Origin of the sequence: Actinosynnema sp. NPDC002837, from assembly GCF_040295345.1 — a bacterium.
GTDB lineage: Bacteria > Actinomycetota > Actinomycetes > Mycobacteriales > Pseudonocardiaceae > Actinosynnema.
The window spans coordinates 20,668-36,536 of sequence record NZ_JBEOVG010000051.1; the positions used below are offsets into that span (position 1 = coordinate 20,668).

The 15,869-nt window shown below is 74.0% G+C and carries 15 protein-coding genes; 9 read left to right on the forward strand and 6 right to left on the reverse strand.

Annotated features, from left to right (window positions below):
• Position 1: 1 nt before the first annotated feature.
• Complete coding sequence (locus ABTZ99_RS28555; RefSeq protein ID WP_499615468.1) at positions 2 to 883, reverse strand: PHP domain-containing protein; 882 nt, start codon at positions 881 to 883, stop codon at positions 2 to 4.
• Positions 880 to 5,424, reverse strand: a complete 4,545-nt coding sequence (locus ABTZ99_RS28560; protein WP_499615471.1) for an ATP-dependent helicase — start codon at positions 5,422 to 5,424, stop codon at positions 880 to 882. Before ABTZ99_RS28560 ends, ABTZ99_RS28555 begins: the two co-directional genes overlap by 4 nt.
• A 75-nt stretch (positions 5,425 to 5,499) precedes the next feature.
• Between ABTZ99_RS28560 and ABTZ99_RS28565 the strand changes: the two genes are divergently transcribed.
• The gene (locus tag ABTZ99_RS28565) at positions 5,500 to 7,431 is read left to right on the forward strand and encodes an Hsp70 family protein (RefSeq protein ID WP_499615474.1); all 1,932 of its coding nucleotides are present in this window, start codon (positions 5,500 to 5,502) and stop codon (positions 7,429 to 7,431) included.
• Between the two features lie 51 nt (positions 7,432 to 7,482).
• Positions 7,483 to 8,694 carry an MFS transporter gene (locus tag ABTZ99_RS28570; protein WP_498773740.1) on the forward strand — a complete coding sequence of 404 codons (1,212 nt, stop codon included), beginning with the start codon at positions 7,483 to 7,485 and terminating at the stop codon, positions 8,692 to 8,694.
• On the opposite strand, the gene ABTZ99_RS28575 is transcribed toward ABTZ99_RS28570, so the two are convergent.
• Entirely contained in the window at positions 8,695 to 8,820 is a 126-nt protein-coding gene (locus ABTZ99_RS28575) for a hypothetical protein (RefSeq protein WP_498773742.1), read from the reverse strand.
• Positions 8,821 to 8,829: 9 nt separating this feature from the next.
• On the reverse strand, positions 8,830 to 9,669 hold the full coding sequence (locus ABTZ99_RS28580; protein WP_498773744.1) for a LysR family transcriptional regulator: 840 nt from the start codon (positions 9,667 to 9,669) through the stop codon (positions 8,830 to 8,832).
• Between the two features lie 71 nt (positions 9,670 to 9,740).
• Here ABTZ99_RS28580 and ABTZ99_RS28585 point away from each other — a divergent pair, with 71 nt between their 5' ends.
• The 6 genes from ABTZ99_RS28585 to ABTZ99_RS28610 all read left to right on the forward strand — a co-directional run bounded on the left by ABTZ99_RS28585 (position 9,741) and on the right by ABTZ99_RS28610 (position 13,978).
• Positions 9,741 to 10,202: a cupin domain-containing protein gene (locus ABTZ99_RS28585; RefSeq protein WP_498773746.1), complete on the forward strand. Its 462-nt coding sequence runs from the start codon at positions 9,741 to 9,743 to the stop codon at positions 10,200 to 10,202.
• Positions 10,203 to 10,226: 24 nt separating this feature from the next.
• Complete coding sequence (locus ABTZ99_RS28590; protein WP_498773748.1) at positions 10,227 to 11,078, forward strand: helix-turn-helix transcriptional regulator; 852 nt, start codon at positions 10,227 to 10,229, stop codon at positions 11,076 to 11,078.
• 81 nt (positions 11,079 to 11,159) lie between these two features.
• The gene (locus ABTZ99_RS28595) at positions 11,160 to 11,915 is read left to right on the forward strand and encodes a glucose 1-dehydrogenase (protein WP_498773750.1); all 756 of its coding nucleotides are present in this window, start codon (positions 11,160 to 11,162) and stop codon (positions 11,913 to 11,915) included.
• A 61-nt stretch (positions 11,916 to 11,976) separates the two neighbouring features.
• A complete protein-coding gene (locus ABTZ99_RS28600) occupies positions 11,977 to 12,171 on the forward strand; it encodes a DUF3046 domain-containing protein (protein ID WP_498773752.1) in 195 nt (64 codons plus the stop codon).
• A 172-nt stretch (positions 12,172 to 12,343) separates the two neighbouring features.
• A complete protein-coding gene (gene recA / locus ABTZ99_RS28605; RefSeq protein WP_498773754.1) occupies positions 12,344 to 13,387 on the forward strand; it encodes a recombinase RecA in 1,044 nt (347 codons plus the stop codon).
• A gap of 36 nt (positions 13,388 to 13,423) precedes the next feature.
• Complete coding sequence (locus tag ABTZ99_RS28610; protein WP_498774087.1) at positions 13,424 to 13,978, forward strand: regulatory protein RecX; 555 nt, start codon at positions 13,424 to 13,426, stop codon at positions 13,976 to 13,978.
• A 37-nt stretch (positions 13,979 to 14,015) separates the two neighbouring features.
• On the opposite strand, the gene ABTZ99_RS28615 is transcribed toward ABTZ99_RS28610, so the two are convergent.
• Both ABTZ99_RS28615 and ABTZ99_RS28620 read right to left on the reverse strand, forming a co-directional pair.
• The gene (locus ABTZ99_RS28615) at positions 14,016 to 14,273 is read right to left on the reverse strand and encodes a hypothetical protein (protein WP_499615480.1); all 258 of its coding nucleotides are present in this window, start codon (positions 14,271 to 14,273) and stop codon (positions 14,016 to 14,018) included.
• Positions 14,274 to 14,410: 137 nt separating this feature from the next.
• Positions 14,411 to 15,100 carry a YqeB family protein gene (locus ABTZ99_RS28620; protein ID WP_498773758.1) on the reverse strand — a complete coding sequence of 230 codons (690 nt, stop codon included), beginning with the start codon at positions 15,098 to 15,100 and terminating at the stop codon, positions 14,411 to 14,413.
• A gap of 54 nt (positions 15,101 to 15,154) precedes the next feature.
• Between ABTZ99_RS28620 and ABTZ99_RS28625 the strand changes: the two genes are divergently transcribed.
• On the forward strand, positions 15,155 to 15,796 hold the full coding sequence (locus tag ABTZ99_RS28625; RefSeq protein ID WP_498773760.1) for an HAD family hydrolase: 642 nt from the start codon (positions 15,155 to 15,157) through the stop codon (positions 15,794 to 15,796).
• Positions 15,797 to 15,869 lie beyond the last annotated feature (73 nt).

Sequence of the window (15,869 nt, forward strand, 5' to 3'; positions counted from 1 at the left end):
CTCAGCGGACCCAGAAGTCGTGCGGCGTCCGTCCCGGGCGGAAGCCGCACGACTCGACCACCGCCGCGGCTTCGGCGAACCCGTGCCCGACCAGCGCGGGCTCGTGGGCGTCACTGCCGAAGCTCACCGCCCGACCACCGACCTCGCGCCACCACCGCACCACCTCGGCGTGCAGCGGGACCTTGGTGTTGACCTCCAACACCCGCCCGCTGCCCGCCAACGCCCGCAGCACCGCCCGGAACTCCTCCTCGAACCGGCGCGGCTCGAACACGCCCGGCCAGTCGCGGATCGGGTAGTCGACGTGCGCCAGCACCTCGAACGGCGCGGACGACCAGGCGAGCCGCCGCGCCTCGGCCAGGTAGCGCCGCACCACCTCGTCCGCCGGCAGCCGGCCGTACAGGGCGCTGATCTCCTGGTTGCCCCCGTCGTGCCGCACCGCGTGCACCGAGCCGAGCACGCGCTCGAACCCGGCGCCGCCGATGACCCCCGCCACCCGGTCCGGGTACCAGTGCGGCTCGCTCAACTCCACCCCCGACACCACCCGCAGCCCGGGGAACCGCTCCCGGCACCGCGCCAAGCAGGCCAGGTACCCCTCGACGTCGAGGTCCGGCGGTTCCAGGACGCCGTCCGGCCGGATGCGCGTGGTGAAGTGCCCGGGCAGCCTCGGCACGAACTCCTCCGGCACGGTCCACGACGTGAAGTCCGCGTGCTCGGTGAACGCGACCGAGGGCAGCCCGAGCTCGACCGCCCGCGCGCACGACCTCTCCATCGACCCGAGCAGCGTGTCCCACGACCACTCGCTGTGCACGTGCCCGTCCGGTGGCAACCCCATGTGCGCGGGACGTGCCGCGCCGCGCGAGGGTTGTCCGGACAGGTCCTTCACGCCCGCAGCCGCAACCCCTTGGGCGTGGCGCGGAAGCCCGCGTCCTGGAGGATGACCGCGAGCCGCGACCCCAGCGCCACCTCGCCGTCCGCGCGCTGCACGGCCAGCTGCCCCAGCCAGCCGTCGCGCACGGCTCGGCTCAGCGCTTGCGCCGCCGCGCGCAACGGGTCCTCCTCCTCGGTGAACGACAGCAGCGAACGGCCGCCCCGCTCCACGTAGAGCGTGGCCAGCCCGTCCACCAGCACGACCAGCGCGCCGGACTTGCGGCCCGGCCGGTGCTTGCCCTCGCCCGACGGCTCCGGCCACGCCAGCGCCGCGCCGTAGGGCTGCGCCGGGTCGGCCGCCGCCAGCACGACGGCGTCCGGCGTGCCCACGTGCTCCTGGCCCGGCGACCTCGACGACGCCCGCAGCCGGTCCACCGCGCCCCGGGCCGCGAACTGCGCCGCGCCGAGCCCTTCGACCACGTACCCGCGCACGACCTGCCCGGACTCCTCCATCGCGCGCAGCACCCGGTACACGCCGCTGAACCCGCCGGTCACCCGCTCGGTGTCCAGCGCGCCACGCGTCAGCACGCCGTGCCGCTCCAGGAACGCCTCGGCCCGCGCGTGCGCCCGCCGCGTCGCGTCCACCGCGGGCACCACGGCCAGCGACCACCGGCCCGCCACCGTCGGCGGCCCGGTGCGGCTGGGCAGGTCCGGTCTGCTGGCCCGCATCCGCGCGTAGCGGCCACGTGGCGCGGCCCGCCGGGGCTTGTGCGCCGTGCCGCCGCCCGCGACCAGCGCCCGCAGCGGCGCCAACGTGTCGTTCGTGACCACGCCCGCCCACACCAGGTCCCACAGCGCGCCGACGACCTCGCCGTCCGTCGTCGGGCCCTGCAACGACACCCGGTCGACCACCTGCCGGAAGAACAACGCGCCGCCGCCCAACGCCTCCACCACGGCGGTGTGCAGCGACGAGTCCGGCATCGCCTCCGGCACCAGGTCCGGCAGCAGCAGGTCGGCCACGTCCGTCGGCGCCAGCGCGATCCAGCCGTCGCCGCCGGCCAGCGAGCCGCACCCGGTCCACGTCACCTCGCCGGACGCGGTCAGCTCGTCCAGCAGCGCGGGGCTGTAGCCGGGCAGCCGCGAGGGCAGCACCAGCGACTCCACCGCGCTCGCGGGCAGCGGCGCGCCCGCGAGCTGCTCGACCACCGAGTACACGTCGTCCACGGTCGGCGCGGACCGCAGCCGCCGACCCACCCCGTGCCAGCCCGGCAGGAACCGGCCCAGCGCGGCCGGCTCCACCGGCTCCACCTCGGCCCGCAGCCGGGCCAGCGACGCACGCCGCAACCGCCGCAGCACCTCGGCGTCGCAGTACTCGGTGTGCGTGCCGCCGGGCCGCAGCTCGCCGCGCACCAGCCGCCCGGTGGCCGCCATCCGCTCCAGCACCCCGGTCACCACGGCCACGCCCAACCCGAACCGCTCCGCCGCCTCCACCGCCGGGAACGGCCCGTGCGTGCGCGCGTACCGCCCCAGCAGGTCGCCCAGCGGGTCGGCCACCGGCTCGGTGAACACCTCCGGCACGCCCACCGGCAGCGCCACGCCGAGCGCGTCGCGCACCCGGCCCGCGTCCTCGATGCCGATCACCCGGTCCTCGCCCGCGATGCGCACCCGGATCGCCCGCCGCTGCGCCACCAGGTCCGCCAGCCACTCCGGCCGCACGCCCCGTGCCAGCGCCTCCGCCTCGGACAGGTCGCCGAGGAACCGCAGCAGGTCCGCCGCGCCCTCCGCGTCGCGCGCGTGCCGGTCCGGCGCGAGGCGCTGGAGGTTGCGCTCGACCTCCTCCACGACCTCCGGGTCGAGCAGCTCCCGGATCGCCTCCGAGCCCAGCAGCTCCGCCAGCAGCGCCGAGTCCAGCGACAACGCCGCCGCCCGCCGCTCGGCCAGCGGCGCGTCCGCCTCGTACAGGAACATCCCGACGTACCCGAACAGCAGGCTGCGCGCGAACGGCGACGGCGACGGCGTCTCCACCTCGACCACGCGCACCCGCCGTGCCCGGATGTCGGTCATCAGCTCGCGCAGGCCGGGCACGTCGTACACGTCCTGCAGGACCTCGCGCATCGCCTCCAGCACGACCGGGAAGCTCTCGTACTTCGCCGCCACCGACAGCAGCTGCGCCGCCCGCTGCCGCTGCTGCCACAACGGCGAGCGCTTGCGCGGGTCGCGCCGGGGCAGCAGCAGCGACCGCGCCGCGCACTCCCGGAACCGGGCCGCGAACAGCGCCGAGCCGCCCACCTCGGCCACCACGACCTGCTCGACCTCCTCCGGGTCGAGCAGCACGTCGTCCGCGCCCGCCACGACCTGCGCGCCGTCCAGGTCGACCGCGTCGGGCAGCCGGATCACGATCCCGTCGTCGGAGTGCGCCGCCTGCACCTCGATGCCGCGCCGCTCCCGCAGCCGGGCCGCGATCGCCAGCGCCCACGGCGCGTTGACCTGCGCCCCGAACGGCGAGTGCACCACCAGCCGCCAGTCGCCCAGCTCGTCGCGGAACCGCTCCACCAGCACGACCCGGTCGTTGGGCACGTGCCTGGTCGCCTCGCGCTGCTCGCCCAGGTAGGCCAGCAGGTTCGACGTCGCCCACGCGTCCAGCCCGGCCGACGCGGTCCGCTCCGCCGCCGACGCGTCCTCCATCGTGGACACCTCGCGCAGGAACTTCCCCAGCGCCCGCCCCAGCTCCAGCGGGCGGCCCGGCGCGTCGCCCTTCCAGAACGGCATCCGCGCGGGCTGGCCCGGCGCGGGCACCACGATCACCCGGTCGTGCGTGATGTCCTCGACCCGCCACGACGACGTGCCCAGCAGGAACGTGTCGCCCACCCGCGACTCGTAGACCATCTCCTCGTCCAGCTCGCCGACCCGCGAGCCGGGACCGCGCTCGGACGGCGGCGTCATCACCGCGAACAGGCCCCGGTCCGGGATCGTGCCGCCCGAGGTCACCGCCAGCCGCTGCGAACCCGGCCTGCCGCGCAGCTCGCCCGTGATCCGGTCCCACGTGATCCGGGGCCGCAGCTCGCCGAACTCCTCGCTCGGATAACGGCCCGCGAGCATGTCCAGCACCGCCTGCAACGCCGACTCCGGCAGCGCGGCGAACGGCGCGGCCCGCCGCACCAGCCCGGACAGCGCCTCGACCGTCCACGTCTCCATCGCCACCATGGCCACGACGTGCTGGGCCAGCACGTCCAGCGGGTTGCGCGGGTACCGCACCGCCTCGATCGCGCCGTCCCGCATCCGCTCCGCCACCACCGCGCACGACACCAGGTCGCCGCGGAACTTCGGGAACATCACCCCGCGTGACACCGCGCCCACCTGGTGCCCGGCCCGGCCGACGCGCTGCAACCCGGACGCCACCGTGGGCGGCGCCTCCACCTGAACCACCAGGTCGACCGCGCCCATGTCGATGCCGAGCTCCAGCGACGAGGTGGCCACCACGCACGGCAGCCGCCCCGACTTCAGCTCCTCCTCGACCACCACCCGCTGCTCGCGCGACATGGAGCCGTGGTGTGCGCGGGCGATCGCGGCCGAGCGCTGGGTCGTGACGCCGGACTGGGCGGGCGCCTCGGCGGGGAACCGCTCCAGCTCGAAGGCCTCCTCGGCGAGCTCGTTGAGCCGCGCGGTGAGCCGTTCGGCCAACCGCCGCGAGTTGGCGAACACGATGGTCGACCGATGCTCTCGCACCAGCTCCAGGACCCGCTGCTCCACCGACGGCCAGATCGACGCCCGCTGCTCCGCGCCCGCCGCCGAGCCCGACACCTCGCCGGTCGGCTCGCCGAGCACCGACATGTCCTCGACCGGCACCTCGACCCGGACCTCGATCGTCTTGGCCGTCCTCGGCTGCACGACCCGCACCGGCCGCCCGCCCGCGAGGAACGCGCCCACCTCCTCGACCGGTCGGACCGTCGCGGACAGCCCGATCCGCTGCGCGGGCCGCTCCAGCAGCGCGTCCAGCCGTTCGAGGGACAGGGCGAGGTGCGCGCCGCGCTTGGTGCCGGCCACCGCGTGCACCTCGTCGACGATCACCGTCTCGACGCCGCGCAACGACTCCCGCGCGGCCGACGTGAGCACCAGGAACAACGACTCCGGCGTGGTGACCAGCACGTCCGGCGGTGTCCGGGCGAACGCGCGCCGCGCGTCCGCCGGTGTGTCGCCGGTGCGCATGCCGACCGTGACGTCCGGTTCGGGCAGCGACAGCCGGTGCGAGGCCTGCCGGATGCCCGCCAGCGGCGCCCTGAGGTTGCGCTCCACGTCCACCGCCAGCGCCTTCAGCGGCGAGACGTACAACACCCGGCACCGCCGCTTCGGCTCGGCGGGCTTCGGCGTGGACGCCAGCCGGTCGAGCGCCCAGAGGAACGCGGCCAACGTCTTGCCGGACCCGGTCGGCGCGATGACCAGCGCGTGCTCACCGGCCGCCGCCGCCTCCCACGCGCCCGCCTGCGCTGGCGTGGGCGCGGCGAAGGCCCCGGCGAACCACTGCCGGGTCGCGGGGGAGAACGCGGCCAGAACATCCACCCCCACATCTTGAACCAGGGGTCCGACATTTTTCGTTTGTGGCACGATCACCCCGTTCGAACCGAAGGGGTCACCGTGCGCGTCCTGTCCGTCGACCTGGGCACTTCCAACACCGTCGCGGTGCTCGCGGCGCACGGACGGCCGCCCAGGGTCGTGGAGGTGGACGGCTCGGCCACCATGCCGTCGGCCGTCTACTGCGAGGAGGACGGCACGCTGGTCGTCGGCCGTGACGCCGAGCGCCGCGCCCGCCTCGACCCCGCCCGCTTCGAGCCCAACCCCAAGCGCCGGGTGGACGACGGCGTGCTGCTGCTGGGCGACAACGTGGTGCCGGTGACCGACGCGCTGGCCGCCGTGCTGCGCCGCGTGCTCGACGAGACCACCCGCCAGCTGGGCGGCGAGCCGCTGGACGAGGTCCGCCTCACCCACCCCGCGCAATGGGGCCCGACGCGCCGCAACGTGCTGCTGTCCGCGGCCCGCCTCGCGGGCGTGACCGGCGAGATCGTGCTGGTGCCCGAGCCGGTCGCCGCCGCCTCCCACTACGCCTCGCTGGCCGTCGGCCAGGCGCTCGCGGTCTACGACCTCGGCGCGGGCACGTTCGACGTGGCCATCGTCGGCGCCACCCAGAGCGGCTTCACCGTGCTCGCCGAGGACGGCCTGCCGGACCTCGGCGGCCTCGACGTCGACCAGGCGCTGCTCGAGCACGTCGGCAGGCAGGTCTCGCACCGCGACCCGGCGGCCTGGCAGCGGCTGCTGCGCCCGGAGTCGACGGCCGACCGCCGGGCCCGCCGCACGTTGCAGGAGGACGTGCGCGCGGCCAAGGAGTCGCTGTCGCGGCACGCGCACACCGAGGTGCCGATGCCGGAGCCGTTCGAGGACGTGCTGGTCAACCGGTCCGACCTGGAGGCGCTGGTCCGGCCGAGCATGATGCGCAGCGTGGAGCTGCTGGAGTCCACGATCCGCTCCACCGGCATGGCGCCCAACCAGCTCGCGGGCATCTACCTGGTCGGCGGCGCCAGCCGGATCCCGCTGGTGGCGACCATGATCGCCGAGCAGGTGCGGATCGTGCCGACGAGCCTGGACCAGCCCGAGACGTCGGTCGCCCTCGGCGCGCACCACGTGCCCAAGAACGGCGTCACGCCGCGGTCCCAGGAGCCGACCAGGCCGACGGAGCCCGACACGGTCGTCACCAAGCCGGTGACCCCGCCGTCCGGCGCGTTCCAGCAGCCGAACCCGGCGGTCAGCGGCGCGCACCAGGTGAACCCGAGCGCCAGCGGCGCCTACCAGGTGAACCCCAGCGCGAGCGGCGCGTACCAGGTCAACCCCAGTGCCAGCGGCGCCTACCAGGTGAACCCGAACGCCAGCGGCGCGTACCAGGTCTACCCGCAGACCGGGCCGCAGCAGTTCAACTTCCCGACCGTCGCACCCCGCGCGCAGGCCAAGCCGGAGCGGAAGAAGCCCAACCGGACCGTGCTCATCTCGGCGGGCGCGGCCGTGGTGCTCGTGCTGGCCGTGGTCGGCGGGATCTTCGCGCTCAACGGGGTGAGCGTGCCCAGCGCGCAGGAGTGCAAGAACGACACCCAGCAGGACGACAAGGGCTTCACCGAGTGCCTGCGCCTGCTCGCGGGCACGATCCCGGACACCAGCACGTGCAAGGCGGGCGGCACGCCCGGCGTGGGCGGCGTCGACGGCATCAAGGGCACCGTGGTCAGCTGCGCGGTGAAGGACGACTACTCGGTCCAGTACGTGCTCACCGAGACGGTCGTCGGCGCGCAGCACGGCGCGGAGGCCGTCGTGCGGTCGCTCAAGACCGACATGGTCGAGGCGCAGTGGGCGGGCAACGGCCTCACCGGCAAGTACCGGGCCGCCGCGGACGGCGGGCTGGGGCTGCTCGTGTTCACCGCGGACGACCTGCCGCTGCTCGGCATCGTGACCAAGAGCGGCGGCGAGGAGCTGACCGCCGACCAGGTCGCGGACTTCTTCGAGGCAACGGTCCAACCCGGCACCTGAGACCCGGACGGTGGCTGGTAGGGCTCGTTCCGCCCTGGCACCCTCAAGATCGTGACCGTGGTCGACGCCGTGCAGCGCAGGGTCCTGCGGGTGCTGGCGGTGACCCAGGTCCTCGGTGCGGCCGGCGTCGCCATCGGCATGGCGGTCGGCACGCTCGTCGCGGCCGTGCTCGCCGACTCCGACGCGGTCGGCGGGATGGCGCAGACGGCCGCGGTGCTCGGCGCGGCGGTGTTCGCGCTGCCCGCGGCCCGGTTGGCGGCCCGCAGCGGACGTCGTCCGGCGCTGGCCCTCGGCTACGGCGCGGGCGCGGTGGGCGCGGCGGTGGCGGCGTGCGCGGTCGTGCTCGGCTCGTGGCAGGTGCTGCTGGTCGCGCTCGTGCTGTTCGGCGCGGCGGCCGGCGCGAACCTCGCCGCCCGGTACGCGGGCGCGGACCTGGCCCACCCGCACCGCCGGGCGCGCTCGGTGGCGCTGGTGGTGTGGGCGGCGACGGTGGGCGCGGTGGTCGGGCCGAACCTGGCCGACCCGGCGGGGCGGGTGGCCGTGCGGCTGGGGTTGCCGGTGGGCGCCGGGCCGTACCTGCTGTCGGCGGTGCTGTTCGGCCTGGCCGCGCTCGTCGTCCTGCGGTTCCTGCGGCCCGATCCGCTCACGGTGGCGAGGGCGGCCGTCACGCCCCGCGCCCGGCGGTCGGTGGTGGTGTGGCGGTCGCTGCCCCCGGCCGGGAAGCTCGCGCTGGGCGGCCTGGCGCTGTGCCACACCGCGATGGTGGGCATGATGTCGATGACCCCGGTCCACATGGAGCACGGCGGCTCGTCGTTGCGCGTCGTGGGCGTGGTGGTCAGCCTGCACGTCGCCGCCATGTACGTGGCGAGCCCGCTGTTCGGGTGGATGGCCGACCGGCTCGGCCGGGTGCCGGTGCTGGCGATCGGCGCGGCGCTCGTGGTCGCCGCGTCCGGCATCGCGGGCATGGCGCCGTCGCACGGCGCGCCGCAGCTCGCCGCGGGGATGGCGCTGCTGGCGTTCGGCTGGTCGGCGGGCGTGGTGGCGGGATCGGCGCTGCTCACCGAGTCGGTCGAGGTGGCGGACCGGCCGGCCGCGCAGGGCCTGTCGGACCTGTGCATGAACGTCGGCGGCGCGCTCGGCGGCGTCGTGGCGGGCGTCGTGGTGACCGCGTGGTCCTACGCCGCGCTCGGCCTGGTGGTCGGGTTCACCGCGCTGCCGCTGCTGGTGACGTGCCTGTTCGCGTCCGTGCAGCGGGTGCGGTGATCAGCGCTTGCGGTTGTACCAGAGCGCGCGCAGGCCGACCACGATCGCCGCGACCAGGCCGGCGATCACCGCGACCGTGGCGATCGGCGACGACATGCCCGTGGGGTCTTCCTGCAACAACAGCACACGTCGAGGTTAGCGCGCCGCCGCCGCGAACTCGCGCACGCGGACCGTTTCGCCCGCCGTGCGCCAGACCATGCCCCAGGCCAGGCGCGGTGCGCCCACCAGCGGCAGGAACGCGATCTTCGGGCGCGCGAAGTAGCCGGCCGCGTGCGCACCCAGCGGGCAGACGCCCTCGCCGTCGGCGATCGCGGTGAGCAGTTCCTGGAACGTCGTGACGTCCCGACCTCGCTTGATCGGCGCGCCGGCGGGCGTCGTGTCGCGCCAGTAGGCGGCGCGGAAGACCGTGTCGCGGGCCAGGTCCTCCAGCGTCACGGCCTCCTGCCGCGTGAACGGGTGGGTGTCGGACACGGCGAGCACCAAGGGCTCTTCGTGCACCACCGGCCCGCACGTCAGGTCCGGCTCGCGGACCGGGAACAACGTCACCAGCACGTCCACCTCGTCGGCCCTGAGCAGCGCGAACGGATCGGTGAACGGCGCCTCCCGCACGCGCACCTCGCTGTCGGGGTGGCGGGCGCGGAAGGTGTTCAGGACGTCGGCGACGAGATCGGCGAGGGCCGGCGCCTCGAAGCCGACGCGCAGCAGGGACGTGCCGCGTGCGGCCTCCACAGCGCGCGCTATGCCGTCCACGATCTGCTGATAGGCCGGCGCCAGGTCGTCACGCAGGCGGCGGCCGATGGGCGTGAGCGCGACCCGTCGGCTGGTCCGCTCGAACAGCGGCGCGCCGATGCGGCGTTCCAGCTGCTTGACGGACTGGCTGACCCGCGCCTGGGAGACGTGCAGCCGCTCGGCGGTGCGGCTGAAGTGCAGCTCCTCCGCCAGCGCCAGGAAGACCTCCAGGTCACGTCGTTCCATAACCGCCAGGTTATCGTTCCATTCGATCGTGGTCGTTGTTCGGGGCCCTGCCGGCGACGAGGCTCGACCACATGGAAAACACCCTGCTCGTCCGCGCCGACCAGGCCGAGAAGCTCGCCGCCGACCCCGCCGCCGTCGTCACCCTCCTCGCCGACCTCGACGGTCTGACCAGCAACCGGTCCACCTTCCGCGACGGCGCCGACGGCGCGCCGCCGCACTTCCACACCCGCGCCTCGGAGCTGTTCTTCGTGCTCGACGGCACGCTCCAGGTGCTGCTGGACCAGGACGTGGTGACCCTGGAGCGCGGCGACTTCCTCGTCGTGCCGCCACGCGTGCCGCACGCGTTCGGTGCGCTCAAGGGCGCCGACGCGGACGTCCTGTACGTCTTCACGCCGGGCGTGGGCCGGTTCGACTACTACCGCCTGCTCGACCGCGTGCAGCGCGGCGAGGCGAGCCCTCAGGAGATCCGCGACTCGCAGGACCGGTTCGACAACCACTACGTCGACAGCCCGGCCTGGACGGCGGCGCGCTGACCGGGCTCGTTGTTACCGTGGCACATGACCAGCGAATCCCTTGCGGTCCGACCGCGTCGGCGCGAGCAGCTCCGCGACTTCCTGCGGACCTGCCGCGCCCGGCTCACGCCCGCCGACGTCGGCCTCGTGGCGGTGGGCAGGCGCCGGACGCCGGGACTGCGGCGCGAGGAGGTCGCCGCGCTGGCCGGGGTCGGGGTGTCCTGGTACACGTGGCTGGAGCAGGGCCGCGACATCACGGTCTCGTCGGAGGTGCTCGACGCGATCAGCCGGGCGTTGCGCCTGACCGACCTCGAACGCGCCCACCTGTACCTGCTGGCCGGTCTCAACCCGCCGCGGGTCGGCGGCGCGCGAGGTGACGAGGTCAGCCCGGAGCTGCGCCGCCTGCTCGACGCGTGGATGCCGCGGCCCGCGATCCTCCGGGACCGGTACTGGAACCTGCTCGCGATCAACGACGCGACCCGGACCGTGTTCGGCTACGACGACACCGACCACAACTGCCTGGTCACGTTCTTCACCAACGCCCGCTACCGCGACATGCACGTCCACTGGGCGTCGGTCGCACCGGTCGTCGTCGCCGCCTTCCGCGCCGACGCGGCGCACGCGCCCGGCGACCCGGGGTTCGACCGGGTGGTCGACGCGCTCGGCGCCGTGAGCACCGAGTTCGCCGAGCTGTGGGCGCGCCACGAGGTGGGCGCCCAGGTGCAGGCGGTGAAGGCGGTCCGCCACCCGGAGGCGGGCGACCTGGTCTTCGACGTGACGACCCTGGCCGTGGCCGACGGCTCGGACCGGTACCTGGAGCTGTGCAACCCGCGGCCCGGCACGGCGACCGCGGAGCAGCTCGAACGCTTGGCGCGCGGGGCGGCCGTCTCGGCCTGACCGGCGCGCGAGGGTGGTGGTGGCACTCCCGGGTTGAGCGCGCACTGCCTGCCCGCGGCGCCGGTCGGCACGCTGGATCCCATGACGCACAGCACTTCCCGGTTCAAGGACAAGGTCGCGCTCATCACCGGCGGCACGAGCGGCATGGGGCTGGCCGCCGCGCGGAGGCTGCTCGCCGAGGGCGCGCGGGTGGTCGTCACCGGGCGCGACCAGGCCCGGCTGGACGCCGTGGTCGACGAGCTGGCAGGCGACGTCCTCGCGGTGCGCGGCGACGTGGCGAGCCTCACCGACCTCGACGCGCTGACGGCCGCGATCAGGGACCGGCACGGCCGGCTGGACGTGGTCTTCGCGAACGCGGGCGTCGCCTCGTTCCAGCCGAGCGGCGACGTCACCGAGGCCGAGTTCGACCGCCTCGTGGGCATCAACTTCAAAGGCGTGTTCTTCACCATCCAGAAGACCCTCCCGCTGCTGGCCGACCACGCCGCGATCGTGATCAACGCGTCGTGGACGCTGCACCGCGGCCTGCCCGGCGCGTCCCTCTACGCGGCGACCAAAGCGGCCGTGCACAACCTGGCGCACACCCTCGCGGCCGAACTGGCGCCCAGGGGAGTGCGGGTGAACTCGGTCAGCCCCGGCTACATCGAGACCCCGATGTTCCACGACAACGTCTCCGCCGAGGCGGGAGCCGCCGTCGTCGCCGCAGTGGCCGCCGGTCGGCTCGGCACCGCCGAGGACGTCGCCGCCGCGGTCGCGTTCCTCGCCTCCGGTGAGGCGTCCTACGTCAACGGGCAGGACCTGGTCGTCGACGGTGGCCTGGTCGCCGCGGCGCTGGGCTGACCGGGCGCGTTCGCCGACGTCGGCGGTCCGGTCCGGACGGCCGCGCGTTAGGCTGGACCCGATGCGCATCACGATGTTCCGCAAGCTGATGGCCAGGGAGTTCGGCCAGGTCAGGGCGGAGATGGTGGCCCGGGACCACGTGCTGTCCGCCCTCGGCGGTCGGACTCCCGACCAGGCGTTGGAGGCGGGTCTCGAGGCCAAGGAGATCTGGCTGGCCGTCTGCGACGCCTTCGACGTGCCGGAACAGCGGCGGTGACCCGGCGTGTCGACCCGGTGGTCGAACACCTGTTCGGCTACACTCCCCGACACGACCGGGTGACACCACCCCGCGGGTGACCTGGTCCCCACCGGAAAATGTCGGACCCCACCCGTAACGTCGGCCCCGACATCGCACCGCGAACCCAAGACACTCCGAGGTGGACTTCCAGATGGCACCCCAGGCACCCGACCGGGACAAGGCCCTCGAACTGGCCCTGGCCCAGATCGACAAGCAGTACGGCAAGGGCTCGGTCATGCGGCTCGGCGACGAGGTCCGCGCCCCGCTCCAGGTGATCCCCACCGGTGCGATCGCGCTCGACGTCGCGCTCGGCATCGGCGGCCTGCCCCGCGGCCGCGTGATCGAGATCTACGGCCCCGAGTCCTCGGGTAAGACGACGGTGGCGCTGCACGCCGTGGCCAACGCCCAGCGCGCCGGCGGCATCGCGGCGTTCATCGACGCCGAGCACGCGCTCGACCCGGACTACGCGAAGAAGCTGGGCGTCGACACCGACGCGCTGCTGGTCTCCCAGCCCGACACGGGCGAGCAGGCGCTGGAGATCGCGGACATGCTCGTCCGCTCCGGCGCGCTCGACATCCTGGTCATCGACTCGGTGGCGGCCCTGGTGCCCCGCGCCGAGATCGAGGGCGAGATGGGCGACAACCACGTGGGTCTGCAGGCCCGGCTGATGAGCCAGGCGCTGCGCAAGATCACCGGCGCGCTCAGCAACTCCAACACCACCGCGATCTTCATCAACCAGCTGCGCGAGAAGATCGGCGTGATGTTCGGCTCGCCCGAGACCACGACCGGTGGCAAGGCGCTGAAGTTCTACGCGTCGGTGCGGCTGGACGTGCGGCGCATCGAGACCCTGAAGGACGGCGGCGAGCCGGTCGGCAACCGCACCAGGGTCAAGATCGTGAAGAACAAGGTGGCCCCGCCGTTCAAGCAGGCCGAGTTCGACATCCTCTACGGCCAGGGCATCAGCCGTGAGGGCTCGCTCATCGACATGGGCGTCGACCAGGGCATCCTGCGCAAGTCGGGCGCCTGGTACACCTACGAGGGCGACCAGCTGGGCCAGGGCAAGGAGAACGCGCGGAAGTTCCTGCGCGACAACCCGGACGTGGCCAACGAGATCGAGAAGCGGATCAAGGACAAGCTGGGCATCGGCGCCACCCTCGACGCCGAGGAGCCCGCCGCGGCGCCGGTCGAGTTCTAAGCCGGCGTGGCGGGACGAGGTGGCCGTGGTCGCGGGCTGTCCCGCGACCCTTCGGCCGAGGACACCGAGCCGCGCCCGGTCGACCCGGCGAAGGAGCAGCGCAAGGCGACGGACATCTGCTACGCGCTGCTCACCGCCCGGGCCCGCACCCGCGTCGAGCTGAAGGACGCCCTGCTGCGCAAGGGCATCAGCGAGCAGACGGCCGAGCTGGTGCTGGCCAAGTTCGACCGGGCGGGCCTGATCGACGACGCCGCGTTCGCCGAGGTCTGGGTCCGCTCGCGGCACGCGCACCAGGGCCTGGCCCGCCGTGCCCTGGCCGTGGAACTGCGGCGCAAGGGCGTGGCGGACGAGGTGGCGGCCGAGGCCGTCGCCGCGGTGGACGACGAGGCCGAGGAAGACCGGGCGCGCGACCTGGTGCGCAAGAAGCTGCGCACCATGGCGGGCCTGGACGACACCACCAAGATCCGCCGCCTGGTCGCCGCCCTGGCCCGCAAGGGCTACGCGGAAGGCCTGGCCTACCGCGTGGTCCGCGAGGAACTGCGCCGGGCCGGCGAGGACACCACGACGTTGGACGACCTGGCTCAGGACTGAAGGGCGGACCGCCGCCGGGAGCGGATGCGGCGACCGGTCACCGCGGGCCGAGGCCCGGCTTGAGGGCGAACAGGTCGTCGGGCGGGTCGACCACCGCGTCGAAGCCGGCGCCCACCCGGTGGTCCGGCCGGTGCCGGCCGCGGTAGGTCGCGTCGAACGGCGGCACGTCGTCACCGCTGATGCGCAGGCCCAGCACCGAGGTGTCGGGCCCTTCCTCTTGGTGGACCACCTCCAGCCCGACGACCACGCCGACCAGCGCCCACCACGGCCAGTCGAGGTCTTCGAGGTACCACACCGCGAGTGGGATCAGAGCGCACAGCCGGCACAGCACCGCGCTGCCCCCTGAGCCACAACCGCCCACCCGCGCCGTCGGTCTCCGCCTGCCTGGCGTTCCCGCCCCCGCCGGTGATCACTCCGTGAGCGTATGCGCACTCACGGCAGCGTTCGGGTGAGACGCCAGTACTGGCGCTTCTTCTCCTCGCGCACGACGACGCCGAGCCGGCTCAACTCCTCCCGCAACTCGGCGGCGTCCTCCTTGTCCTCCTTGCGCAACGCCTCGGCCCGCACCTTCAGCAGCGCGTTCGCCCCGGGCGGCAGGTCCGGCGTGCCGTCGACCCACCGCCGGTAGTCCTCCCGGTACGGGTCGCCGTCCAACCACTGGTAGCCGTGGGTCTGGAAGGCCTCGGCCAGCACCTCCGGCTTCAGGTCGTGGCTCTCCCGGGCCAACTCGCCGGTGTCCACGCCGAGCAGCACGAGCTTCTTGCCGTCCAGGAACACCCCGGACACCAGCGTCCGGTCGAAGCTGCGGTGCCGGCCGCCCCTGAGCAGTTCGACGCCCTCGTTGAACACCTCGACCACCAGCCGCTCGTGCGCCGCGATCCCGGCCACCACCAGCCCGAGCAGCGCGCCGACGGCCACCGAGCCGATCGTCGCCCACGGCTCCGGCACGGACGCCACCAACCGGAACGGTCCCTGCATCGGGGCCCACGACAGGTCGGCCACCCACCCGGCGATCGACTTCAAGCCCCACACCACGAGCGCGCCCAGCACCGGGAACCCGACCGACACCAGCGCCACCTGCCCGCGCGGCTCGGCGACCACCGTGGTTCGTCGCGCGTCCATCCCCCACTACCTCCCCAGAAGTGAGCACTCAACCTATCGTCGTAACCTGTTCGAGTGAGGATCAGGGCCGACCACGTCGTCTGGGACTGGAACGGCACCTTGTTCGCCGACAACGACGCCGTGCTCGCCGCCGTCAACCGGGTCTGCGCGGACTTCGGCCACGCCGCCATCACGCTGGAGCACTGGCGCGAGGTGTTCAGCCGCCCGATCAAGGACTGCTACGAGCGGATGTTCGGCCGTGCGCTGACGGCGGCGGACTGGGCTCGCATCGACACCGTCTACCACGCCGAGTACCGCGCGTTGATGGACCGCTGCGGGCTGGCCACCGGCGTGCCCGACCACCTGAGGGCGCTGCGGCACAGCCAGTCGCTGCTGTCCATGTGGTTCCACGACGAGCTGGTGCCGCTGGTCGCCCGCTTCGGGCTCGGCGAGCTGTTCAGCCGGGTCGACGGCCTCAAGGCCGCGGGTGACGGCGGCTCGAAGGCCGAGCACCTCGCCGAGCACCTGGCGGCCCTGCGGCTGCGCCCGCGCGATGTCGTGCTCATCGGCGACGTGGCCGACGACGCCGAAGCCGCCAGGCACGTCGGCGCGCAGGTCGTCCTGGTCGCCACCGGCACCAGCTCGCGCGCGGTGCTCGAACGCACCGGCGCACCGGTCGCCGACTCGATCCCCGAAGCCCTCGCCCACCTGGCCTGACGAAGAGGGCGCCTCCCCGTCACGGGAAGACGCCCTCCGTCGAGATCAGACCACCGGGACGCCCGGGTTCAGC